Source organism: Nodosilinea sp. FACHB-141 (genome assembly GCF_014696135.1).
In the GTDB taxonomy this organism is placed as follows: Bacteria; Cyanobacteriota; Cyanobacteriia; order Phormidesmidales; family Phormidesmidaceae; genus Nodosilinea.
Genome location: NZ_JACJPP010000007.1, coordinates 492,205 through 515,526 on the forward strand (window position 1 = coordinate 492,205; position 23,322 = coordinate 515,526).

Consider the following 23,322-nt stretch of genomic DNA (forward strand, 5'->3'; position numbering starts at 1 on the left):
GGGCGATCGCCCCTGGTGCAGCATCGAATCAGTTAGTCTGTGCCACAATTATCGCCGTGTGATGGAGAGCTGACATTGTGACACAGCAGTTAGGCAAGGGCCTTTTACTAGTCGCGGTGACCCGTTGGACGAGGTCTTTGACCATTGCAGGGTTAGTCGGGGTGGGCCTGCCCATGCTGCCGATCTTGGCCCAGGCTGAGATTCCATCTGGGCAAAACCAGCCTGCTGGCACCGCCGCTCTTCCCGACAACCTAGAGCTATACCTCGAACTCACTGACGATTCCGAGGCAGAGAGCTTTCCCCTAGTTCCTACCGCCGAGCCAGCGCCCGCTCCCCGCCCTGGGCGGCGGCCCACCCATGTGCCGTCGGCGCCGCCGCTGCCTCCCTCCCAGCGTCCTAGGGTGCTTCAGCCCGTTAATTCAGACAATGCCACAGTAGACTCGCCCAGTCCCACCTCGGGTGACCCCGCCGAGCAGATTGCCCCAGCGGTGATTGAGCTGTCGCCCACCGGACGCCCCCCCAGCCCGGTAGTGTTTCTGGCCATGCAGCAGGAACTCAAGAATCTGATTGGCCGCTTTGAGAGCGCCCTGATTATGGCGAACTCGCTGGATGCGCCCACGGCGCTAACTCTGCCCGATCGCTCACCCGTGCTCACCGCTGCCGCCGACCCGGTGAATGTGGCTGGGGGGAGCAGGGCCTATCTGCACCCTACCCTGGGCGAGGCTCAGCAGCTTTTAAACGATTGGGATGGGCTGCTGGCGGCGGGTAAACACAGCGAGGTGCGCGATCGCTGGCTGGCCACCCGCACTGCCCTGTGGGAGAACTTTCCCACCGAGCGTCCCATTAACCAGGGTGAGATTCGCGCCATGTGGCTCGATCGCGGCACCATTGTGCGAGCCAGATCGCCCCAGGGGCTGAGCGAAATCTTCGACAAACTGGCGGCAGCCGGCATCAACACCGTTTTCTTTGAAACTGTGAATGCGGGCTATACCGTCTACCCCAGCCAAGTGGCCCCCGAGCAAAACCCCCTTACTCAAGGCTGGGATCCCCTTGCTGCCGCCGTGGATTTGGCCCACCAGCGGGGCATGACCCTACACGCCTGGGTGTGGGTGTTTGCGGCGGGCAACCAGCGCCATAACCGCCTGCTCAACCAGCCCGCCGACTACCCCGGCCCGCTCATCTCACGCCACCCCAGCTGGGCCGCCTACGATAACAGCGGCAGCCTCATCCCCCGCGGGCAAGACAAGCCTTTCTTAGACCCCGCCAACCCCGAGGTGCGTAGCTACCTCACCCGGCTGATGACCGAAATCGTCACCAACTACGACGTCGATGGCCTGCACCTCGACTACATTCGCTACCCCTTTCAAGACCCTGGGGCTAACCGCACCTACGGCTATGGCGAAGTCGCTCGCTGGCGCTTTCAGAGCATGACCGGCGTTGACCCCACTACCATCAATCCCCGACCCGACGATGCCCTGGAACGCAACCAGCAGATTCAGCAGCAGGTGCTTTGGGAGCGCTGGAACGAGTTTCGCGTGCAGCAGGTGACCTCGTTTGTGCAATCCATCTCCAGCACCCTGCGGCGGCAGCACCCTGAGCTGGTCATGTCGGCGGCGGTGTTTGCTAACCCCGAGCACGAGCGGTTGCAGCGCATTCAGCAAGACTGGGGAGCTTGGGCCAGAGCCGATTACCTCGACTGGGTAGTGCTGATGAGCTACGCGGGCGACACCAGCCGCTTTGAGCGCATTGTCTCCCCCTGGTTGGTGAATGAATCCTTTGGCTCAGCCTTGGTGATCCCAGCGATTCGCCTGCTGAACCTGTCGAATGCCGCCACCCTCGACCAAATGCAGGCCAGCCGCGACCTACCCACCCCCGGCTATGCCCTGTTTGCTGCCGCCGATCTAAATAGTGAATTAAACGCCGTGCTGGCCCAAACCCAGAGCGGCAGCCCGCCTGGCCTCACTACTCCCTATGCCATGGCCGCTAGCCGCTACGCTGCCCTCCAGCGCGAGTGGAGTTGGCTGCTGGCTCACCAGCGCCTCTGGATGGATCGCAATGCCCTAGAACCTTGGATTAGCCAGGTCAACAATCTGGGCAGCGAGTTTGACGTCCTGGCCCAAGAGCCATCGCGGCGCAACCTAGAAACTGTGAAAGCCGAACTGGCTAGGGTGCGCGCCTCGGTGAACCAGGGGATGTCGGTGGATACGGCAAATAGTGGCTATAGGGTGCGCTCGTGGCAGCATCGGCTGGCTGCGATCGAACAGTTGCTAGAGCATGGAGAGAAAACTCAGCCGTAACAGTGAAATGCGTTGGGTAAGCACCATAGCCAGAGAGCTAGGTCATGAATATCAAACTTTGGTAGGAGAAGCCCCTAAAAGCCTTAGAGGGCATATCTAGCGAAGAATTTTATAGGGAGATTTGGTTTGGACAAGGAGAAAAAGCGTCTTCTCTATAAGAATTGTCTTGTAATCTCCTTGACGACTTCATGCTTGAAGATTTTGTTTATTAACAAATGGTTTGCTGTCCGAAACTCAAGTTTTTAAGGAGAGAACTTATAAGTAAGATGCAAGCTTTCAAGAATAAAATATTTTTCTACCCTAATCCTCAAAACATTTTGGACGATCAACTGTAGAAAGAAATTTCTCGACTTGCAGCTCGTTCCAATGAAGGTTTTCGCAAGTGAAGGTCAAGCTAGTACTCGCTTCCATTTTCTAGTTTTGAGCTAATCCTAGACTGGCTCGAAACTCGACTGACCGCGATCTATTGTCAAACTGTTTAGTGGACAATGTGTATGATTCGGCCACGTCAGAGGTGGACATCGGGCTCGACCATAGTCCGCCTTCGCAAAGCTCAAACTTTGCTGGGTAACGACATAGTTATTGACTACGTTGAGGAAATCACTAGTATGACGCAGAGAACATTGGCCCTATCAGCCGGGGGCATTCAAATCAGCGGATGCACAGGCCCCATACTGAAACCTCTAATTCACAACAATTAACTGGTTAATAATTGCAACCCAACAATTGTCATGAACGATAGACGGACAGCAGTTAAAGACTTTGGGGATCTTCGGGTAGGGGTACGGTGAAGTTGGCTTGTTTAGCTATCAACTCTAGAAATTTAGCAGTGCTGCGATCGGGGTCGTAGACCCCGTTTTCCCATTCGCTGACGGTTTGGCGACGTACGCCCATTTGCTCAGCAAACTCCATCTGAGTAAGGCTCATATGCTTGCGCAGGGCACGAATAGCATCTTGCTGCCAAACGATTTTGCCGTCTTTTTGCTCAATGTTGTACTGGGACTCAAACTTGCGAAAGGTAACAGTTTTACTATCTACATCAATGGCGTAGACGTGGTAGCCCGCTCCTACCCAGGCTCCAGCTTGGAGAGCGGCGGGGGTATCACGGTTACTCCACCAGTTTTTGCGCTCAACGGCTGAGTGGGGTAGCGGGTTCCCAAGCAAGTCCTCGATGTCGGTAAAGGTCAGCAAAACTTCAGCCTTGCCAGAGGTCTTTAGGTGATTAAACAGAGGATAGTACTTGCTGCCGGGTTTCATAGGTGGGCGCGATCGCGACTCAATCTCAGCGGTTAACCATATGACTCTCTATAATGACGCAAAAACCTGACTTAATGACCGCAAGATTGGCAAGACATGAAGAATTTCTGATCTGGATGGTTCACCGCATCTCCCGAAGTTAACTGTCTTTAAGGAGAAGAGCGGTCGCTATTTACGATTACATCGTGAATGCTGTCCTTGCGCCAAATATTTTCTCTGTTGCGCTGACATCCATAGATTCGTTACGGTAACAAAGCTGACTCTGCTCGATATCGCCTCATCACCTATGGCCCGCCCTGAACTCGACCCATACACTATTGACCGCGTCATCGAAATGGCCTAGGAAGATCGCACACCCTTTGAGGCAATTGAGACTCAGTTTGGGCTAGCAGAGAAACAGGTGATTGCCATCATGCGTAGCCACATGCAGCCCTCTAGTTTTCGCCTGTGGCGGAAGCGGGTGACGGGGCGCAATACCAAGCATCAGCACAAGCGAGACTTTGCCCTAGGCCGGTTTAAGTCGGCTAACCAAAAATAGAGGCGTGGCATCTCATCTGCAGGCCAAGCCCTGCGACTTGTGCCAGGCCCCAGCGACAGTGCGGTACCGCATTCAATGTGCCCCTGGGGCAATCTGGGTGTTGGCCTGCCCCCACTGCCAAAAAACTCAAAGTGAGCAGAACCCCAATTATCGCTATGGCGGCACCTGGAAAGCTCGCCTCAAGAAGGGCTAGCCCCCACCGATTTCTATTGCCGTAGTTGCTTTTCTCTAAACCCAAAAAGACTCTGTAAAATCACCTAGACTTGTTTCAAGCTTATTAGAAATCTTGGTGATTCTTCACAGACCAAGATTAAACCAGGTTATGTTGAGGGAACTATAGGTGTAACCGTTAATCGCCTAATGCACATAGCCATGAAAACTTCCACAGTTCTGGTGCATTCAACCCTTGCCCAAGCTCCCGCCGCCAGTCGGCCCCAGCTTGATAACCCTTGGATGCTCTCGTCTGGGGGGTTACTAGTACTATTGCTAGGGTTGGGTGTTTATTCTCACCTGCAAACTCTCCGCCTGATGAAGCAGCTCAAATTTGAAACCTACAAAAATCAAGAGCTGCAAAAAAAGGTCAAACTAGCGCTCAAAACCATCAGCAAGATGGAGCAAAACCCTGACCTAATTCACTCGCGCGAATTTAACCTCGACTACCTGCGCATGCGCATGGACGAAGAGCATTTCCACACGTCAATTGTGAACCAGCTCAAGGTCAAAGTTAAGCAAAAAATTAGCGTCGCTCTGCGTCCTCGACAAGCTGAAGAAGGGCTGATCGGTGTTGCCAGCAAGCCCCGCGTGGTAGATGAGATATTCGATGTTGAGTATGCCCCTCAAGACAACCCCACTGCGAGAAAGCGAGTGCTGTTTCGCATTCAAATTCGGCTGGCCAAGCTGCCGACCCAGGCCACCTCTTCGACCATCGGCCAGCTGGTTGAATGCATTGAAAACTTTATGAGCCCCGATGCCGAAGAAACCCACTGGCAGCCCACTATTCAGGGCCGCATTGCCAATATGCATTGGGACCAAAAGGCCAAGCCCACTCCTCTGCTGGTGATTGAACAATCTAGCGAAGGGGCCAATGTGACGTTGCGCAGCCGCAATGAGCTGCCGGCCAGCATGAGCAGCACCAGCAGCGTGCCCAAAAAGAAACCGGCCTAAGCGCGCTGCGCCCGGTTGACTACAGTCAATTGGTCAATAGACAGCGGATGCCATTGCGGTGACATCCGCCACTGGTGCTGGGGCCGATCGCGCCTCAGCCATATCCGAGAGAATGGCGTCGAGCAGCTGCTCACGCAGATCGGGAATGACCGCTAGGGCCCGAGTCCAGTCGGGAATTTGAGTGCCGGTCGGGTCGTCGAGGTACTGATTGCCGGCTTCTAAAATCACCTGTTCAAAGGTTTCGATGGTGATTTCTTCTTGGTGGCGATCGTACTCTAGACCGTTGAAGCGGGCATCGACGAAATACTGACGGGCGAGGTTTTGGGCCTCGCGGCGATACTTAATCCGCAGGGCGCGAATGTGATCTTGGCCAATCACCACCTGCTCGGTTTCGGTCAAGGTTCTAAACACCGACTGCAAAATGTCGCGGCACATTTTTTGCAGCCCCGAGTTGGTTGAGCTGCCTAGGGTCTGGTGCTTGTGCTCAAAGACGCCCAGGTCGATTTGGGCAATGCGCTTGAGGGAGACGTTGCGATAAACCTCAGCCAGCAGGCCCACTTCTAACCCCCAGTTGCCAGGGATGCGGGTGGTCAGCGCCAGGTCGGCGGAGAGGGCAAACTCGCCGGAGAGGGGGTAGCGGTAGGCGTCGAGGTAGCGCAGATAGTCGCGGTAGCCAAACAGCTCCATCAGTGAGGTGATCAGCGGGGTCACAAAAAGCCGGGTAACCCGACCGTGCATGCTGCGGGGATCGCCGCCTACGCGAGCGTAATAGGCTTTGCTGAAAGCGATGCCAAAGTCTTGCTCCAGTAGGGGATAGAGCAGCTTGAGAGGGTAGGCGCGATCGTAGGTGACAATGTCGGCATCATGGAGGGCGATCGCCGCCGCGTGTAGAGAAGCCACCCCCAGCCCCAGCCACACAGCCCGGCCTTTACCCTTAAACCGCAGCAGGTCTAGCCCCTTGTCTTGGAGGGTTTGCAGAATGTCGGTAATGCGCGGGCCATTCTCCCACAGAACAAAGGTGGGCTGGGGCAGCGGCTCGAAGAACTGCACCGCATGGCGATACTGCTCAAAGGTATCGGCGTAGAGGCAGACAATAACGTTATTGACAAAGGGAGAGTGACTGAGGTGGTCGCGAATGGTTGTCAGGGCCGGGCGCTCTAGCTCTTCGTAGAGCGATGGAATCAGCACGGCGGTAGGGTTGGTTTGGCTAAGTTCGGTGAGACGCTGCTCTAAACGCTCGAAATCGTACCCCAGGTCGTGGATGGTGGTGATTAGCTCTTGCTTATAGTCCATGCCCTGATATCCCTAAAATGCTAGGTCTCATCATAGGGATAAGTGGCGATCGCAAGATGTCTGAATCACTACCCGATGCTCAACCGCCGCCCGGCGATCGCAGATTGCACCCTAGGCAAAGTCGTGGGCCAAAATCGCCTGACCGCGACGGTAGAGCTCCTCGGCATAGCCCGTCCAGGTGCCCTGGCCCCAGTAGCGAAAGCAGCTGGTTTGCAGCAGCAAATTGTGAATCAGGGCGTTGCGATAGCGGTGCTGGCGCTCTAGATCATCGCCTCGCTCGGGTTGACGAGCCATGGTTCGGTGAAATTGGGCAGACAGGCGCTGCATGGGGTCGAGCACGTTGTCGTAGCCCTGCACCCAGCTGCGATCGCCCGTCCAAGAGCCGCCTTCCATGGAAAAATTGCTGTCTTCGGCGCGGAGGGTGGCGATCGCCTCCGCCACGGCATCGGGGCCGCTGGCGTCACCCATAGCTTGCCAAAGCCGTGACTGCCCCACCGCCTGACAGATCGGGAAGGTCTCTGGTCCGGCCCCCGCCGCTGCCAACAGCTCTAGGTATTCGGTGCCGTTAAAGCCCACTACACCCCGGTGACCGCCCCCCTGCTCGCGCATTTCGTACCACGATCGCATAAAGGCGCTGGGGAACTCATTCATCATCACGCCGCCGTTTTCGCCGTCGCTGATTTGGCTGACCAACTGCGGCACCGTGGCGTTGCCGAGGGCAACCTGGCTCAGGGTCTTAGCTTCCCAGTAGGGCTGCATCTGACCCACTAGCTTAGTGTCAGACCCTTGGGTTTTGATCAGCACCACAATTTCTTCGACCTCGCCCTGGGCGTTGCGGGCGATCAAGCGGTGGGGCAGGTGGGGCTGCGATAGACCATGACCCTCTACCGATTCCACTGTGTGCTCTTGCACCAGCATCCAGCGGTAGCCGCAGTCTTTGAGGGTTTTGACAAAAGCGTAGAGCACATCGGGATGGTTAGGCAGGTGCATCTCCGGCGGCGAAAAACCTCGTACCCGAGCCAGGGCTTCGGCCCCAAACAGAGCGGCAAAGTGGTGCTGCCAGGCGCGAATGTGCAGCTTGAGGTCAGGCACGGGGGTCGAGGGCACTACCGCGTGGCCCCAGCAGGTGCCTAGCCATTCGACGTAGGGTTGATAGGTGGGGTCGCAGGCCAGTCGACGCAGCTTAGCCAGAATATCTTGCCGGTCCATCTGCTGGAGGCCCCACAGCAGGGTGCCTGAGTAGTCGAGCATGACGCGGGGGTTGCAGCCCTGGTTCACCAGCTCTGGAATGAAGTCGCCTAGGCGGGCGTAGCAGTAGGCGAAAGTGCCGGCGTTGTGGTTGTCCCCGTCGTAGGGGTGCTCAAACATGTACTGGAGGTGGTTGATGAGCTCACCCGTGGCCCCAGCGGGAATGGTGGGCTGGTGCATGTGCAGGGCGATCGCAAACCCCGCCGAAATATCTGCCAGGTTCAGGTTGGTGCGGGGCAAAAACACCGGCTCCGGGTTGGCCATGATGCCGGCAATATCGGCCTCTCGACCCGACAGCGGGGGCAGCCCGTCTTCAAGGGCGGGCCAGTCTATAGGGGAGAGCATAGCGCTGGTCATCCAGAAACCTCCGGGAATTGGCCTCCCGTACTTCGGGCGAGCCTATGGTCACTATTTAGTGTTACACCGGTTGAAGCACTTACACCACCGCCAGTAACATTTCGTGGCGGTGGGAATCGCCTCTCAGTAAAGGAAGCCGAAAACAGGCCTTTGTCTCTATCGAAAGAGGTATTGCAGAGTCGGTCACGCGATCGCAGAGCATGCAGCAGGGTCGGCTCTATTGCCCTAGCTGAGCCGATCGCCATGGCGACGATAAAAAACGCTAAGTCCCTTTGATACAAAGAGACAGAATCGGTATGCTAACCCTCATCTCGGCTGGGCATCAGGGCAGATTTGTGCCGGGCTGCAAGCAAATCTCAACCCCACAAAATGCCTGAACCACTGACACGACAGCTCATTCCCCTAGCAGAAGATTTCTTTTGCGATGGTCACTACTACCTGCTCACCTCTACGAGCCTAGGGGGCAGCGGGCTCACAGCCGAGGAGTTATCCAATGTCTTGGGTCAAGCAGATGAGCAAGCCATCAACAATCTGCTGATGCGCGGCATTTGCATACCTCTATTTTTTGATGGCGATTGTGCACTGGATGGCCATACAGCGATTGTCTTGGGCAACCTGACCGAGCCGGAAGAGCATAATTGGATTGCAAAGCTGGCTTGGAAACTAACGATTCCCTGCGGCAAATTTGTCATTCACTGTGGAAGGGGTGATGCAGACGAGTTAGCCTATGCGATCGCAGGAAATCCGCCTGAGCCAAACTATCGAATTTTCCAGATTATTGACGTTCCCCCAGGCAAATACTTAGTACAAATCTGCGCTTATCTCTCCAGCATGACTGTGCAGCTATCGCTGAAAGAACACGATAAACACGGGAACTTAAAAAAAGAATACTGACCTAAAAGAATGGTACCAACGCCATCGTCCTGGATTGGCTGGCGTGGGCTACATTATCCAACTGACTTCTCTTAAAACGGAGCCTCCCTTGCCTAAGCTTGTGCCTGAAATTGGCTGGTGCGGAACATTTGAGTTTCGTCCACTAAGCTTTGACTAACGCCGATCAAATCAAAGATTTTAGATAGCTTTGAACAACCTAAAAATAAATGGATTCAGCCTGTGAGTCGGGCCGAATCCATTAGGATGTCTAAGTGTGTTGAGCTAGCAACTGAGTTTTTGAATTTCAATTGACAGCATTTTTAGAGTTACCTATTTAAGGTAGCTAAAATCCTAGCAGACTACGCCCAAGAAGACCTATTCCATAAGCGTTTAGTTGAACCTATAACAAACGTTTGAATAGCCTAAACTGCAAAAATTGCTACATTTTGGGGTTCCCTCCCTGAGTAGGTTGAGTGGGTTATGACTATGATTTCCACAGTGTTTTGAGTTCCGGAGAGTAATCAGACGTGGGTATTCGGATTCTGGCAACGTTGGCGATTGCCCTTTGCTTAACCCTAGGGCTATTTCCAGGAGAGGCATGGGCACAGGCCCCTGACCCGCTTGAAGCGGCAGCTGCAGCCCAAACTGCGGCAGATACAACATTCATGTTGTTCTGTACAGCTTTAGTACTTTTAATGACGCCGGGCCTGGCGTTTTTCTATGGCGGTTTTGTACGCTCTCTCAACGTTCTTAATACGTTGATGATGAGTTTTGTACTCATGCTGCTCGTTGGCGTCACCTGGATTCTGTGGGGATACAGCCTGGCGTTTGCTCCTGGAACGCCCTTCATCGGCGGATTGCAGTGGCTCTTTCTAAATGGGGTTGGGCTAGAGACTACTGACTACTTGCTTGGGTCTGAGCCAGAGGCCGTCGTATCCTATGCTGCGACAGTTCCCCACCAAGCATTCATGATGTTTCAGGGCATGTTTGCCATCATTACGCCTGCCCTAATTTCGGGAGCTTTGGTAGGGCGACTAAAGTTTAAGACCTATTTCTGGTTTGTTTTACTGTGGTCCATATTCATTTACTGCCCTTTAGCTCACATGGTGTGGGCCAAAGGCGGATTTATGGGTCTATATGGTGGCTTTGGTGCCCTTGATTTTGCTGGCGGCACCGTTGTCCACATTAGTTCTGGAGTTTCTGCCTTGGTGGCGGCCTTAGTTTTAGGCAATCGCAGAAGCTACCCCAGTGGGCTCACAGCGCCCCACAATGTACCTTTCATTATGTTGGGGGCTGGCCTGCTTTGGTTTGGCTGGTTCGGGTTTAACGCAGGCAGCGCCTTAGCTTCGGGAGGGTTAGCCACTGTTGCCTTTGTTGCTACCAACTGTGGTGCTGCGGCAGCAGGTCTAGTTTGGATTTTGATGGAGTGGGTGTTGACAGGTAAGCCGACGGCGGTGGGTCTGGCCACGGGTCTGGTTGCCGGTCTAGTAGGCGTTACCCCTGCGGCTGGTTTTGTGACTCCGGTGGCGGCCTTATTAATTGGGGGCATTACTGCGTTTTGCTGCTACTACGCCATTCGCATCAAAAACAAAATGGGTATTGATGATGCCCTAGATACTTTCCCCGTGCACGGAGTTGGAGGGACTGTAGGGGCAATTCTGACCGGGGTTTTTGCCAGTACCGATGTGAATGAGTTTGGCGCCAATGGCCTGCTCTACGGAAATCCGGGACAACTGGTGAAGCAGATAGTAGCAGTCGCGATCGCCTATGTGATTGCTGGCGTGGGCACCTTTGTCTTGCTCAAAATTCTGCATGCAATTATGGGGTTACGGGTTTCCCCTGAGGTAGAAACCCAAGGTTTGGACCCCGCAGAGCATAGTGAGGTTGGGTACGGTGAGCAGTTAACTTCTGATTTCACTGCGACAACTACCAGTCACCCCAGTCATTAGCCGACACTGTAAACGGTGCCTTTTCAAACAGCAGGAGCTAGAGTACTAGAAGGCTGAGTATTCTGGCTCCTGTCGTTTTTGGGGGCAAGCTAACCCTGCGCATTGCCATGGTTGACCGACCGATTCATCCAAGCCCCCATCAATTGCGCCAAATTCCCCAATTAAGCATTCTTTGGATAACGGGCGGCTTATTTACAGGCATTATATTGCTGGAGCTAATCTCATCAGCAGATTATGTCTTTAGCTATCTGTACATTGGCCCCATTCTGCTCGCCACCCTACGATTAAGCTCACGTTTTGCATTTCGTTTGACGCTGCTGGCGTCGTTTTTAACCCTCTTTAATTTGTGGATTCCCGGTAGCCACATCATTACCCCCTACACGATCGGCAATCGAATTATTGCAGTTGCTGCGATAGTGGTGGCGGGGGTGCTAAGCCATCGTAATCGCTCCTATGAGGAAGCTATTGCCCAACAGCAAACAAAGCTACAGCTACAAGAACAACTGGCCACCTTTCGGGAAAATTTTGTCTCCACCTTGACCCATGACCTTAAAACGCCTTTGTTGGGGGCGATAGAAACGCTAGAAGCCTTTCAGCAGGAGCGTTTTGGCCGTGTCACGGAGGCTCAACAACAGGTGTTGGCAACCATGATGCGCAGCCAGAAAACTAGCCTGCAACTAGTTGAAACTGTACTAGACATCTACCGTAATGATGCAGAAGGAGTTCAGCTCAGAAGATCGCCCGTCAATTTAGTTGAATTGATAGAACAAGTTGTTGATACTTTAAGCGATCTGGCATCGAGCTACCGGGTTTCAATTAGCTTCAGCCCAACAGCTATAGCGGCAGAGGCCTGCTGGGTTGATGGAGATTGTTTGCAGCTTCACCGGGTAATATCAAATTTGTTAATTAATGCTATCTATCACTCACCTATAGATGGCAGAGTTGACATCGTTTTAGAATCTTGGCAGGATTCTGAACCCAATCAGCAGGTGGTGAAAGTATTAGATGAAGGGTTAGGGATTCGTCCAGAAGAGCTGCCCCAGCTGTTTGAGCGATTCTACCAGGGGTGTAGCGATCGGCAGGCAAAGGGTTCGGGTTTGGGTCTATACTTGTCTCGACAGATTATTGAGGCCCACGGTGGCACAATTTGGGCTGAAAACCGTGTTCCTTGCGGAGCGGTATTTGGCTTCAGTCTGCCGGCATAATACAGCTGACTCCCCTTACGAATATTGACCATGGACGCTCCACGGCTGCGAGTTCTCTTGGTGGAAGACGATGAACTATTTCGCCTAGGGTTGCGAATGAAATTGCAGCAGGAAGCCGATATCGACAGTGTGACAGAGGCTGGAGACGGCGAAACGGCGATCAAACTGGTGGAGCAGCATGAGTTTGATGTAGTTTTGCTCGATATTGGACTGCCTAGAATCGGCGGAGTTGAGGTCTGCCGGCAGATCAAACAACAATATCCCCAGTTGCCAATCTTGGTGCTTACATCCCGGACTGATAGCGTCCTAATTAATCAGTTAATTGCGACGGGAGTGCGAGGATATTTTTTGAAAGGCGGTGCTCCAGAAACTCTGGTATTGGCCTTGCGATCGGTGATTGCTGGTGCCTCTTGGTGGGACCACACGGCAACTCTTGAAATTCAAGGTATTGCCCAATCAAAAAGAGCCCCTGAGTTTCTGTTGACGCCGCGAGAAAAACAAATTTTGCAGCTCATTACGGTAGGCAAGACAACCCAAGAAATTGCCGAAGCTTTCTACATTACCCCAGGCACAGTCAGAGTTCATATTCACGCCATTCTGCAAAAGCTGGATGTGCGCGATCGCACCCAGGCCGCCCTCCTTGCGCTGCAAAAAGGCCTGATTACCTCGCCCTCTAATGCCTAAGTTCTGCTTGGACAAGGGCTTGAGTCATTAGCAACACGCGAACAGCCCGCCACTCTAGTCCGGCGAAGGTCAGTAACGCTAGACCAGCGCAGCAATTGCTAAACCGCCCCAACGGTGCTCCACCGCTCGATAGGAAACTGTTTCACAGCTCTAAACTAGCCAAATGTAGGCCAGTGCCAGGGTCAGCAGGGTGAGCGGCAAACCAAAGCGCAGGTGCTGCCAGAAAGTGACGGCATAGCCCTCCCCAGCGGCAGCTTCCACAACGATCAGGTTGGCCACCGAGCCAAATAGGGTGAGATTGCCCGCCAAGGTAGAGCCTGCCGCCAGCAGCAGCCAGCTTTGGGTGTCTTCTGGGGCAATCAGCCCTTGAATCAGCAGGACCGCAGGCACGTTGGAGATCAGGTTAGAAAGCCCTGCTGTTGTTACTAGCAGGCCGGCGGGGTGAGCGACCCACGGAGCGACGGCATCGAGCACCTGAAGCGATCGCACCGCCTCGGTGAGAATAAACAACCCCGAAAACATGACTAGCAGCGACCAATCGACCGCCCCCAGCACCCGCTGAGGTTTGATGCGGCGGGTAATCAGCAGGGCGGCGGCGGCCAAAAAGGCCGACTCGGCCAGGGGAAGACCCACAACAAACGCGGTTAGCATTAGAGCAGATACCACCGTGGTTTTGACAAGCAGCGGTCGGTGCAGGCGCAGGCGGGGCAACACTGGCGATGGGCAGGGAGTCAGCGATCGCACCTCCGGGTAAATCAACCACAGCAAGCCGACTTGTAAGGACAACCCCATTACTGCGATCGGCAGCAGCGCCTGAGCAAAAGCCAAGTAGCCAATGTTTGAAAACGACCCCACTAAGATGTTCTGCGGATTGCCGCTGAGGGTGGCAAGGGAGCCAGTGTTGGTCGCCCCGGCGATCGCCAGCAGGTAGGGTACCGGGTTGAGCTTGAGCGCCCGGGTGAGCTGTAGGGTCAGCGGCGTGCTCACCAGGGCCAAGGTGTCGTTGAGAAACACCGCCGACAGCGCCCCCGTGCCCAGGGTCAACAGCACCAGCAGGCCCAGGGGACTGCTGGTCAAGCGCAGCAGTTGCACCAGGGCCAGATTAAAAAAACCGGCGTAGGAGAGGTAGGCGTTGACCACCATCATGCTGAGCAAAAACACGATGGTATTGGCATCAATGGCGGCCCACGCGGCTTCTAAAGACAGGGTGCCCAGGGCCACCAGCACCGCCGCGCTGACCAGGGCGATGGTGGCCCGATTCATGCGCAGGCCCGGCACGTAGCCCAGTGCCAGCCCCAAGTAGCTGAGCACCAGCACCAACCCCTGCCCCAGAGTCAGCCAGTTTGAGGTCAATGTCATACCAGAGGCCAGAAATATGGCGAAAGAATGAAAATAGAAGAACGAAAATTAAGAAATGCCTCCTAGATTAAATCGTGGCATTTGGGTTTGTCCTAACTTCGACTAAACCTGATTCATTGGCGACTCCCCTCCTCTGCTAACTGCGCTAAACCACTAGCTGGGGGTGAGCCGACTGGGGCGGGTTGAGCTCAATGGTGGCTACTACCTGCCCATGATCGGACTGCCAGGGTTCGATCGTTTCATCTAGCAGAGTTTGGTCGAACAGGTGGTCGTTAAACACCGACACATAGGTGACGCGGCCAATGCGATCGCGGTTTTGGGCCGAAAACTCTTCGCTCACCATAATGTGGTCAAGGCTGTCGTAGTGGCCGTTATGAATGTAGGTGTAGTAGTGGTCGCCGTAGCCCAGCCGGGCCTGAATGTCTTTGACCTGATAGAGCAGCACGTCCCACACGGGGGCTTTTTTGCGGTAGGGCCAAGATTCCCAGGGGGGGTGCCCAGTTACGATCTGGGTGGTGACGGCGGTGTGGTTATCGTTGACGTCGCCCATGACAATCACTGGATAGCGGCGATCGCGCAGCCCCTCCATCAGCAAAAACCGCAGGGCAGCGGCCTCGGCGGTGCGGCGAATCAGCGAGCGGGCGTGGCCCTTGGCAATTTCGACCGGATCGCTGCGATCGACACCGTTGGTCATCATTGGCCGCTTTGACTTCAGGTGCACCACAAACACGGTGCAATGAATCGTCTCTGTCAGGGCCAAATCGACCGCTAATACCGGGTGCGAAAACCGCCGAATTGGGATCTCAGCCCCCTCTAGATCCAGCACGCTTTCGGGCGGAAAGTTGTCGTACATGCGCTGCCCCAGCACTGGAAACCGAGTCGCCAGCGCCACCCCAGGCCCCCGCCCAAACCCCTCGGCCATAACAACTTCATGCTGCTGGTGGTATTCACTGCGGTGCAGAGCTTCTTTCAGCGCTCCCCGATGAAACACCTCCTGAAAGCCGCAGATGTCCACCTTCATGCGATCGAGCTGGGCCCCAATCCAGGTGAGCTTTTTCAGGTAGTTAACCTGGGAATGGACTTCGCCAGGGTAAAACTCGCGATCGGGCAGCATCAGGTTGTTGAGGTTGAAGGTGCCGACGCGAAACTGATTGCGTTCCATAGCTGCCGCTGAGTGGGGGTGCGTTTAAGAATAGCGCCGTTGCCGCCAGTGGCTATAGATGCCGTTCAAGGGATGGGAGGATTGGGCAAGGGTTCGTTGGAGAGGGGCTCGATCGCCATGTCTTCAGGGGCGTTAGTTTCAGCAAACTGGGCGTCTTGCAGCGTTAGCTTGATGGCCGCTAAAACTTGAGAGGTGACCTGCAAAAATGACTGTTTTCGAGAATTCACCCAAAACTGCGCCTCAAGGTTTACGGTGCTGGGAGTCAGTTCTCGCACCAGCACAATGGGTTCGGGGTCAAGCTCAACCCCTTCAACTTGCTTCATCTGCTGCTGAATGCGGTTGAACAGGTCGGGCAGATCGGCGTTGTGGTCAATGCCCACGGTGACACTGCTGAGGCGCACGGGCGAGGCGGTGTTGTTGGTAATGCTGCTCTGAAATACTTCCTGATTGGGAATGTAGACCAAGCGGCCGTCGTAGGTTTGCACCGTGGTGGCCCGCAGCTGAATTTGAGTCACCGTGCCCTCGAAATTGTTAATGACGATCTGGTCGCCAATGCGAAAGGGCCGGGTGGCCAGCAAAATCACCCCAGATATGTAGTTGCTCAACACATCGCGCAGGCTAAAGCCGATGGCGACACTGGTCAGGCCCAAAGTGCCAAGCAGAGCGGCAAAGTTGAGCCCCATTACGCCTAGGGCCACTACAGATCCTAAGGTCCACACGCCGCCATAGCAGAGGCGGCTGATCAGCTCTTCGGTGGTGCGATCGCCCTCGGTTTTTGAGGCCCACACCAGCACGGCGTGGCGCACTACCGCCGCTAGCAGCCAGGTCAGCACTAGCACCACCAGCGCCCCCAGTAGTGCGGGTAGGTTATCTAGGGTGTTTCTCACCATCTGCTGAGAGGTGCCGCGAATGCGATAGGACACCGCCGCCGCCAGATTAGTACGGGCCATCGCCTGGTTGAGCAGGTCGGCCCAGCGCTGAGCCAGGGTGGCCATATCAGTGTCAAAGTCCAGCGCGTCTTGCTCGGTCACAGTCATGATCACCCGCTGGTTGACTTGCAGGGTGGCCAGGTCGCGATCGCCATCAACGTTGACGGTAATAGGGTCTGGGTTATCGGTCTGGTTGAGCAAAGCGGCAATGCGCCGGTTGATTTGCCCGGCCCGCTCAACCGCGCTAACATCGGGCAAACCTCCCACCTGCAATACGGGCTGCCCCTGCACCAGTACGTCGGCAAAAAATTGCTCCGCTGGCTCTACCGCTGTTTGAGCAAAGGCGGGCAGTCCAGCGTGGGGCACCGGCCAGCTAAAGATCAAGGCCAGTCCTAGACCGAGCGCTAGCAGCCAGAGCCGCCGATGGTTCTGTCTTCCCAAAGCCATACTGTTGTTTAACTCCGCTAGGCCCATTACCCGGCAGTTCTTGCCCGGCAATCCTTCATTCAACCCCATCTCGGGCGCTATGGCACACCCCACCTTGGCCTCAACCCACCGCCGACTCTTGATTACTGGTGCTAGCGGCTTTTTGGGCTGGCATCTGGCCCGCGCAGCCCAGGCGACCTGGCAGGTCGAGGGCACCTACCACCGCCACGTTCCGCCGCTGCCAGGGGTCAAGCTGCACTGTATTGATCTGACTGATGTGATCGCTCTCAACGAGTGGCTTACACAGGTCGCCCCCGACGCCGTGATCCACACCGCTGCCCTGTCGCAGCCCAACCGCTGTGAGCAGGAGCCCGACCTCTCCTACGCCATGAATGTCGAAGCGACGCGGGTGCTGGCTCAGTTTTGCGGCAGCCACCAAATTCCCTTGGCCTTTACCTCTACCGACCAGGTGTTTGACGGCCTGGCGGCTCCCTACGACGAAACCTCGCCTCCCAACCCCATCAGCGTCTATGGTCGCCACAAGGTCGAAGCTGAGACCATCATTCAGGCCTTACACCCCGCCGCTGTGATTTGCCGCATGCCGCTGCTGTACGGTCCGCCCAGCCCGACGGCAGAGTGCTTTTTGCAAGGCTTCTTGCGCACGCTGGAAGCAGGGCAGCCCCTACATCTGTTTACCGACGAGTTTCGCACTCCGGCCTACGTCGAAGATGCCGCTCTTGGCCTGCTGCTCGCCCTCGAAAAAACCTCTGGCCTGCTGCACCTTGGCGGTCCCGATCGCATCAGTCGCTACGACTTTGGCCTGCGGATGGCCGAGGTCTTTGGCCTCGATAAAGACCTCATTCTGGCCAGCAAACAGGCCGATGTGACCCTACCTGCCCCCCGCCCGCCCGATGTGTCGTCTGCCAGCCAAAAGGCGTTTGAGTTGGGTTATCGCCCGCGCGGCATCATGGCGGGGTTGACAGCTGTGAAAGAATGGTCGCTAAGCTCTCGCACTCAATAAACCTTTGGGGCTTGGAGCCTGTGCATTCTCACCCCCTGCTGCCATGGATGATGACAAGCTGCCCCCGGTTTGGCAAAGGATTCTGATGCTCAGTGGTCTAGCGGCAAGCATTTTAGTGCCCCTGATTATCGGCATGGTGGGGCACAGCAATCGATCGATTCAGGCTAATAACATGGGCTTGCGCTCCGTTGATGTGCTTGGAGAACCGCCCCGCTCTGAAGCAGAAAGCCTAGGCAAGTGGGCGGTTAGGCTGATCAACGGCCACTCTCACGCGCCGCTGCCCGAGGTCGCCCAGCAGGAGCTTCAGCTAGAGACGCCGGGGGTTGATCTGGTGGCCACCTTCGAAGGCGTCAGCTTGGCTGAGGACGGGAAGATTTATCCCTACGATGACGGCTTGGGCAACCAGATCATCGGTTACGGGCACCTGATCCAACCCCATGAGCAACAGTCAGGGACCATTGACATCGACGGCGCATTGGTACCCTTTGCCAAGGGTATTAGCCAAGCCCAGGCTAAAACTCTGCTCGATCAAGACTTGAAGCCAATTCGCCAAAAAATCGACGATCTTGTTACCGTTGAGCTTACCAACAACCAGCGCGATGCCTTAGCTTCATTCGTGTATAACATTGGGCTACAGGCTTTTGAAGAAAGCACGCTGCTGAAAAAGCTCCATGCTGGCGAGTACGATGCCGTGCCCACAGAACTGATGAAGTTTACTAAGGCTGGCGGTGAGGAGTTTCCTGGCTTAGTTAACCGGCGTAAAGCCGAAGTTGAGCTGTGGAACACACCCGATGCCTCTACCCAAGAGTAGAGTCCTGCGTTGTGCTGTTAATCACCAAAAGTTGTTCTAGGCACTGGTTTGGCAGAATCTGCACGGCTTGACATCTATTGAGAGATAGACGCCAGGATTAAAAACTGTAAAGTAAATTAAAACCCAGCAGCTTAGGGAATTCAAGGCATGGTTGTTCAACGGTTTCGATCGGCCAGGGGTCTCCTTGGCCGCTCATCAGGGCTTTTAATCATGGCGGGTATTGCGATCGCAACGGTAGCCTGTGGCAAACCCGTAGAGCCCGCCGCCCAGGCCCAGCCCGAGCAGCAAGAGGGCCCCGCCGTAGTCGATACAGCCGTAGCTGCCGCCGGCGAAGATTCGAGCCGCATCTACACTGGCACCACTAGCCCAGCGCGGGAGGTCTCGCTGCGATCGCAGGCCGAAGGTCGGCTGCTCTCCCTCACCCGCGACGTGGGTGACACGGTGCAGCAGGGCCAGGTGATTGCCACCATCGACAATGTGCTGCTGCAAACCGCCGTGGGCGAGGCCCAGGCCGAACTCGCTGCCCGCCAGTTTGAGGTCGCCCAAGCCGAGGCCGAACTGGCCGACATTCGCACCTCCATTGAAGACGCGCGGGTGCGGCTTCAGCAGGCCAGCAACGATGCTCAGCGCTTAGTGACCCTCGCCTCCCAAGGAGCGATCTCGACCCAGGCCGCCGAGCAAGCTCAAACCACCCTGCGAACCTCGGAACAAGCCCTGGCCTCGTCCCAAGAGCAGGTACGTACCCGACAACAGGCCGTTGCGGCCGCCCAGCAGCGCGTCGAAGCCCAGCGATCGATTTTGCGCGAGACCCAGCAGCGCCTCTCCTTTGCCAACCTAACGGCCTCACTGTCAGGTGTCGTGCTCGAGCGCGTCGCCGAACCTGGCGATTTAATTCTTCCTGGCGAAGCCGTCTTAACCCTGGGCGATCTGTCAGAAGTGCTGGTGGTGATTGAAGTGGCCGACAGCAGCCTCAGCGAATTTAGCGTTGGGCAGTCGGTTGAGATTGCCATTGATGCCTTCCCCAACGAAACCTTTACCGGGCAGGTGACGCGCATTTCACCGGTAGCCGACAGCACCTCGCGCCTTCTGCCCATTGAAATTACCGTGGCCAACCCCGGCAGCCGCATTGGTAGCGGTCTGCTGGCTCGAGTGACCAGCACCGGCAATCAATCCGATGTCGTAGTTGTGCCCGAAAGCGCCCTAGAAACCGCAGAAAACAGTGACAACCAAATTTTTGTCGTCACCGAAGCCAAGGGCGACCCGGTGGTTGAGTCACGATCGGTGCAGGTGGGCGATCGCGCCGATGGCCAAGCCACTATTCTCTCTGGCCTCGCCCCTGGCGAACAGTATGTTGTGCGCAGCAGTCAGCCCCTAGAAGCCGGGCAAGCCGTAGAGCTTAGTTTGACCTCCGAAGGTTGAGGAAAGTTTTGAATTTGAAGTTTTGAATTAAGCGCTTCATAGAGAACTCAAAACTACCGTCACCATCCCACCGCTCCGCCCCTCCCACCCCTCCACCCATGACTACCCCCTCCTCCTTTCCTAAGAGCAGCTTTAGCATTAGCGGGCTAGCCATTCGGCAACACATTGGCACCCTCATGCTGACGCTGACCGTCTTTGTGATGGGCTTTTTTATCACTACGCAGCTGCCGGTGGACCTGCTGCCCGCCATTACCTATCCGCGCATTGGCCTCCGTGGTGATGCGCCAGGACTGTCACCGGAGGTGGCGGTGGATGAGATTACTCGGCCCCTAGAGGAAGCCCTGGCGACCACCGAAGGCGTGGTGCAGGTGTTTTCTCAAACCCGAGAAGGTCAGGTCAGCATCGATTTGTATTTTGAACCCGGCGGCAATATCGATCAGGCTCTCAACGATGCCACGGCTACTCTCAACCGCGCCCGCGGCACTCTGCCCGAAACCTTTGAAACACCGCGCCTGTTTAAGGTTGATCCCTCTCAGCTACCGGTGTATGAAATGGCGCTCACCTCCGATAGCCTGAGTGCCCAAGAGTTGCGCATCTTTGCTGAAGAAGAGTTAGCCCGAGAGGTTCAGCAGGTACCCGGTGTAGCTAGCGCCGATGTATCGGGTGGGGTCAACGAGCAGGTGCAGGTGAATGTGGATTTGCGCCGCTTGCAGGCAGTGGGCATTGGGGTAGCCGACATCATTGATGCGCTCAGCGATCGCAATCAGGATATCTCCGGTGGTCGCCTGCGCGGTGGTGACGAGGAAACCCTCACCCGACTGGTGGGCCGCTTTGAATCGGCAGAGGAGCTGCAAAACCTACCCATCACCGTACCCGGCACCGACCCTCCCCAGCAGGTGCTGCTACAGGATGTGGCCACCGTCATTGATGGCACCGAAGAGCAGCGGGTTTTTGTCTCTCTAAACGGTGAGCCCGCGGTCAAAGTCAGCATTCAGAAGCAACCAGCGGCTAACACTATAGATGTAGTGGATGGAGTTAAGTCTAAGCTCGACCAGATGCGCCAGGCAGGTCAAATTCCTGAGGGGATGGAGACCGTTGCCACTCTCGACGAGTCGCGGTTTATCCGCAGCTCCATCAACAACGTGACGGGCTCAGGTCTGTCTGGAGCTGCTCTGGCTGGCCTAGCCGTGCTGCTATTTCTAGGGTCTTTACGGCAGACATTTATTATTTTGCTGGCTATTCCCCTAGCTAGCCTGGTCGCCCTGGTTCTCATGGGGTTGTTTGGTCTGTCCCTCAACGTATTTAGTCTGGGCGGGCTGGCCCTGGGTGTGGGCATTGTGGTCGACAACTCCATTGTGATGCTCGAGAACATGGCCAACCGGGCTGAAGAAATGGAGCGATCGCGCCAGACCGGCGGGGTTTACAGCCGCAGCGAAGCTATCTTTCAGGCCGAAGCTAGCAGTCAGGAGCTAGAAGGAACCTTAGTAGCCGCTACTACCACCAACCTGGTGTCGGTGCTGCCCTTTTTGCTGATTGGCGGCTTTATCTCACTGATCTTCAACGAACTGATTTTGACCGTTACCTTTTCTGTAGCGGCCTCCCTGGTGGTGGCCTTGACGGTGGTGCCTGCTCTGGCTGCACGGATGGTGATGGGGCGCAGCACCCAATCGCTCCAGAGCTGGGGGCCATTTCGCTGGTTTAACACCCGTCTCGAAGGCGTTACCTTGGCCTACGGGCGTTGGCTCAGCCGTGCCCTGCGGCATCGCATCATAATTATTGCTCTGGCTCTGCTGGTGTTTGGCGGCAGCAGCATTTTTATGCTGGGCCAAATTCCCCAGGAAATTTTGCCTCGTATTAGCACCGGGCAAGCTCGCGTTTCCGTCCGTTTCCCACCCGGTACGACGGCGGCAGCTAACCAGCGGGTCATGCAGGCGGTAGAAGAGTTTCTGCTGACTCAGCCTGAGACCGACTACGTGTTTACTACCGCTGGCGGCTCTCTCTTTGGCACTAGCACCAGCGAAAACACCCTGCGTGGCAGCAGCACAATTACGCTAAAGCCTGGCACCAACACGGTGGGCTACGTCGATCGCGTCAATGCTGAACTCAGCAAGTTGCCCGTAGTGGACACCCGCATTAACGTCACTCCCGAGTCGGTGCGAGGGCTGTTTTTGAGTAATTCTCCGGTGCGCGCCGATCTCGACGTGGGCCTGCAAAGCGAAGATACCGAAGTCCTGCTACAGGCTGGCCAGCAGGTTGTTGAAGCCCTAGGCCAACAGGCTACCCTAGCCCGCTATCGACCCGATGGGGAAGAACCTCAGGCAGAGGTGCAGATTCGCCCCGACTGGGCCAGAGCTGAAGACTTGGGCCTCACGGCCGCCGATATTGGCACCACCATTCAGACGGCGCTGACGGGGTCAATTCCGACCCAGCTACAGCGGGGCAACCGCCTGGTAGACATCAAGGTGCAGCTTGAACCCGGCACTGTGCAGCGTTCCTCTCAACTGCTGGATATTCCGCTATTCACTGACGACGGCCAGCTGGTGCAGCTGGGCGATGTTGCCGAGGTCGGGCTAGGGGAGGCCCCCGGCCAAATTCAGCGCATTAACCGGCGGCAGGTGTTTTTAATCTCTGGAGACCTGGCGGAGGGGGCTAGCCTTAGCGAAGCTCTAGACGAAGTCCAAACCGTGATCGCTAGCCTTGAACTCCCTGAAGGAGTAACCGTCCTGCCCAGTTCGGCGGCGGCCACCAATGCTGAGCTACAGGACGCCTTAGTCACGCTGGGGGCGTTATCTGCCTTTCTAGTCTTTACGGTCATGGCGGTGCAGTACAACTCGCTGATCGACCCGCTGGTGATTATGCTGACAGTGCCCCTGGCGCTGGCGGGCGGCATCTTAGGCCTGTATGTGACTCAAACCGCGATCGGCGCCACGGTGGTTGTCGGGGCTGTGCTGCTGGTAGGTATTGTGGTCAACAACGCCATCATTATGGTGGAGTTGGCCAACCAGATCTATAAAGCTACCGGCTGCTCTCGCCAGGAAGCCATTCTGCGCGCTGCCCCTCGTCGCCTACGCCCCATTTTAATGACGACCATCACTGCGGTGCTGGGCCTGTTTCCCCTGGCCCTGGGCATTGGTGAAGGGTCTGAATTCTTACAACCCTTGGGCATCGTGGTGTTTTTCGGGCAATCTCTGGCCACGGTGCTGACGCTGTTTATCATTCCCTGCTTCTATACCCTGCTCCATGGCGGGTTTGGTTCGGGCGGCAAAGGGGCGATCGCCGAAGACGACTCGATTGAGCCGGTAGATTCGTCTGAAGTTTTTCAATCTTAGA

General features: G+C 55.9%; 17 protein-coding genes and 1 pseudogene. 12 read left to right on the forward strand and 6 right to left on the reverse strand.

Going from position 1 to position 23,322, the window contains the following annotated elements:
• The first annotated feature begins 77 nt into the window (after positions 1–77).
• Complete coding sequence (locus tag H6F59_RS05675; RefSeq protein WP_313887120.1) at positions 78–2,297, forward strand: family 10 glycosylhydrolase; 2,220 nt, start codon at positions 78–80, stop codon at positions 2,295–2,297.
• Between the two features lie 753 nt (positions 2,298–3,050).
• On the opposite strand, the gene H6F59_RS05680 is transcribed toward H6F59_RS05675, so the two are convergent.
• Positions 3,051–3,554 (reverse strand): DNA-binding transcriptional regulator, encoded by a 504-nt coding sequence (locus tag H6F59_RS05680; RefSeq protein ID WP_190518790.1) that lies wholly within the window; start codon positions 3,552–3,554, stop codon positions 3,051–3,053.
• A gap of 286 nt (positions 3,555–3,840) precedes the next feature.
• On the opposite strand from H6F59_RS05680, the pseudogene H6F59_RS26270 reads away from it, so the two are divergent.
• The 3 genes and pseudogenes from H6F59_RS26270 to H6F59_RS05695 all read left to right on the forward strand — a co-directional run bounded on the left by H6F59_RS26270 (position 3,841) and on the right by H6F59_RS05695 (position 5,256).
• Positions 3,841–4,092 (forward strand): annotated as a pseudogene (locus H6F59_RS26270) (TIGR03643 family protein).
• 4 nt (positions 4,093–4,096) lie between these two features.
• Positions 4,097–4,285 (forward strand): hypothetical protein, encoded by a 189-nt coding sequence (locus tag H6F59_RS05690; protein WP_190697306.1) that lies wholly within the window; start codon positions 4,097–4,099, stop codon positions 4,283–4,285.
• 179 nt (positions 4,286–4,464) lie between these two features.
• Positions 4,465–5,256, forward strand: coding sequence for a hypothetical protein (locus H6F59_RS05695; protein WP_242021280.1), 792 nt, complete (start codon positions 4,465–4,467; stop codon positions 5,254–5,256).
• A gap of 33 nt (positions 5,257–5,289) precedes the next feature.
• Here H6F59_RS05695 and H6F59_RS05700 read toward each other — a convergent pair whose 3' ends face one another.
• Both H6F59_RS05700 and H6F59_RS05705 read right to left on the reverse strand, forming a co-directional pair.
• The gene (locus H6F59_RS05700) at positions 5,290–6,549 is read right to left on the reverse strand and encodes a glucosyl-3-phosphoglycerate synthase (RefSeq protein ID WP_190696264.1); all 1,260 of its coding nucleotides are present in this window, start codon (positions 6,547–6,549) and stop codon (positions 5,290–5,292) included.
• Between the two features lie 111 nt (positions 6,550–6,660).
• On the reverse strand, positions 6,661–8,154 hold the full coding sequence (locus H6F59_RS05705; protein ID WP_190696267.1) for a glycosyl hydrolase family 57: 1,494 nt from the start codon (positions 8,152–8,154) through the stop codon (positions 6,661–6,663).
• A gap of 369 nt (positions 8,155–8,523) precedes the next feature.
• Between H6F59_RS05705 and H6F59_RS05710 the strand changes: the two genes are divergently transcribed.
• From H6F59_RS05710 to H6F59_RS05725, 4 genes are all read left to right on the forward strand, one after another.
• Positions 8,524–9,048 carry a hypothetical protein gene (locus H6F59_RS05710; RefSeq protein WP_242021281.1) on the forward strand — a complete coding sequence of 175 codons (525 nt, stop codon included), beginning with the start codon at positions 8,524–8,526 and terminating at the stop codon, positions 9,046–9,048.
• 506 nt (positions 9,049–9,554) lie between these two features.
• Positions 9,555–10,976 carry an ammonium transporter gene (locus tag H6F59_RS05715; RefSeq protein ID WP_313887121.1) on the forward strand — a complete coding sequence of 474 codons (1,422 nt, stop codon included), beginning with the start codon at positions 9,555–9,557 and terminating at the stop codon, positions 10,974–10,976.
• Positions 10,977–11,083: 107 nt separating this feature from the next.
• Positions 11,084–12,181, forward strand: a complete 1,098-nt coding sequence (locus H6F59_RS05720) for a sensor histidine kinase KdpD (protein WP_190696270.1) — start codon at positions 11,084–11,086, stop codon at positions 12,179–12,181.
• A gap of 30 nt (positions 12,182–12,211) precedes the next feature.
• Positions 12,212–12,865, forward strand: a complete 654-nt coding sequence (locus tag H6F59_RS05725) for a response regulator transcription factor (RefSeq protein WP_190696273.1) — start codon at positions 12,212–12,214, stop codon at positions 12,863–12,865.
• Between the two features lie 150 nt (positions 12,866–13,015).
• On the opposite strand, the gene H6F59_RS05730 is transcribed toward H6F59_RS05725, so the two are convergent.
• From H6F59_RS05730 to H6F59_RS05740, 3 genes are all read right to left on the reverse strand, one after another.
• A complete protein-coding gene (locus H6F59_RS05730; RefSeq protein WP_190696276.1) occupies positions 13,016–14,224 on the reverse strand; it encodes an anion transporter in 1,209 nt (402 codons plus the stop codon).
• A 145-nt stretch (positions 14,225–14,369) separates the two neighbouring features.
• Positions 14,370–15,386, reverse strand: coding sequence for an endonuclease/exonuclease/phosphatase family protein (locus tag H6F59_RS05735; protein ID WP_190696278.1), 1,017 nt, complete (start codon positions 15,384–15,386; stop codon positions 14,370–14,372).
• A gap of 65 nt (positions 15,387–15,451) precedes the next feature.
• The gene (locus H6F59_RS05740; RefSeq protein ID WP_242021282.1) at positions 15,452–16,831 is read right to left on the reverse strand and encodes a mechanosensitive ion channel family protein; all 1,380 of its coding nucleotides are present in this window, start codon (positions 16,829–16,831) and stop codon (positions 15,452–15,454) included.
• Between the two features lie 10 nt (positions 16,832–16,841).
• Here H6F59_RS05740 and H6F59_RS05745 point away from each other — a divergent pair, with 10 nt between their 5' ends.
• From H6F59_RS05745 to H6F59_RS05760, 4 genes are all read left to right on the forward strand, one after another.
• Positions 16,842–17,762, forward strand: a complete 921-nt coding sequence (locus tag H6F59_RS05745) for an SDR family oxidoreductase (RefSeq protein WP_190696282.1) — start codon at positions 16,842–16,844, stop codon at positions 17,760–17,762.
• Between the two features lie 43 nt (positions 17,763–17,805).
• Entirely contained in the window at positions 17,806–18,573 is a 768-nt protein-coding gene (locus tag H6F59_RS05750) for a lysozyme (protein WP_190696285.1), read from the forward strand.
• A 147-nt stretch (positions 18,574–18,720) separates the two neighbouring features.
• Positions 18,721–19,992 carry an efflux RND transporter periplasmic adaptor subunit gene (locus H6F59_RS05755; RefSeq protein WP_190696288.1) on the forward strand — a complete coding sequence of 424 codons (1,272 nt, stop codon included), beginning with the start codon at positions 18,721–18,723 and terminating at the stop codon, positions 19,990–19,992.
• Positions 19,993–20,090: 98 nt separating this feature from the next.
• Positions 20,091–23,321, forward strand: coding sequence for an efflux RND transporter permease subunit (locus tag H6F59_RS05760; protein WP_190696291.1), 3,231 nt, complete (start codon positions 20,091–20,093; stop codon positions 23,319–23,321).
• Position 23,322: the final 1 nt, after the last annotated feature.

What these genes read in the sequence shown, in the direction of transcription:
- H6F59_RS05680 (WP_190518790.1), bottom strand. Translation starts at nt 3,554, where the DNA reads ATGAAACCCGGCAGCAAGTACTATCCTCTGTTTAATCACCTAAAGACC.
- H6F59_RS05695 (WP_242021280.1), top strand. Translation starts at nt 4,465, where the DNA reads ATGAAAACTTCCACAGTTCTGGTGCATTCAACCCTTGCCCAAGCTCCC.
- H6F59_RS05700 (WP_190696264.1), bottom strand. Translation starts at nt 6,549, where the DNA reads ATGGACTATAAGCAAGAGCTAATCACCACCATCCACGACCTGGGGTAC.
- H6F59_RS05705 (WP_190696267.1), bottom strand. Translation starts at nt 8,154, where the DNA reads ATGACCAGCGCTATGCTCTCCCCTATAGACTGGCCCGCCCTTGAAGAC.
- H6F59_RS05710 (WP_242021281.1), top strand. Translation starts at nt 8,524, where the DNA reads ATGCCTGAACCACTGACACGACAGCTCATTCCCCTAGCAGAAGATTTC.
- H6F59_RS05720 (WP_190696270.1), top strand. Translation starts at nt 11,084, where the DNA reads ATGGTTGACCGACCGATTCATCCAAGCCCCCATCAATTGCGCCAAATT.
- H6F59_RS05725 (WP_190696273.1), top strand. Translation starts at nt 12,212, where the DNA reads ATGGACGCTCCACGGCTGCGAGTTCTCTTGGTGGAAGACGATGAACTA.
- H6F59_RS05730 (WP_190696276.1), bottom strand. Translation starts at nt 14,224, where the DNA reads ATGACATTGACCTCAAACTGGCTGACTCTGGGGCAGGGGTTGGTGCTG.
- H6F59_RS05735 (WP_190696278.1), bottom strand. Translation starts at nt 15,386, where the DNA reads ATGGAACGCAATCAGTTTCGCGTCGGCACCTTCAACCTCAACAACCTG.
- H6F59_RS05740 (WP_242021282.1), bottom strand. Translation starts at nt 16,831, where the DNA reads ATGGGGTTGAATGAAGGATTGCCGGGCAAGAACTGCCGGGTAATGGGC.
- H6F59_RS05745 (WP_190696282.1), top strand. Translation starts at nt 16,842, where the DNA reads ATGGCACACCCCACCTTGGCCTCAACCCACCGCCGACTCTTGATTACT.
- H6F59_RS05750 (WP_190696285.1), top strand. Translation starts at nt 17,806, where the DNA reads ATGGATGATGACAAGCTGCCCCCGGTTTGGCAAAGGATTCTGATGCTC.
- H6F59_RS05755 (WP_190696288.1), top strand. Translation starts at nt 18,721, where the DNA reads ATGGTTGTTCAACGGTTTCGATCGGCCAGGGGTCTCCTTGGCCGCTCA.
- H6F59_RS05760 (WP_190696291.1), top strand. Translation starts at nt 20,091, where the DNA reads ATGACTACCCCCTCCTCCTTTCCTAAGAGCAGCTTTAGCATTAGCGGG.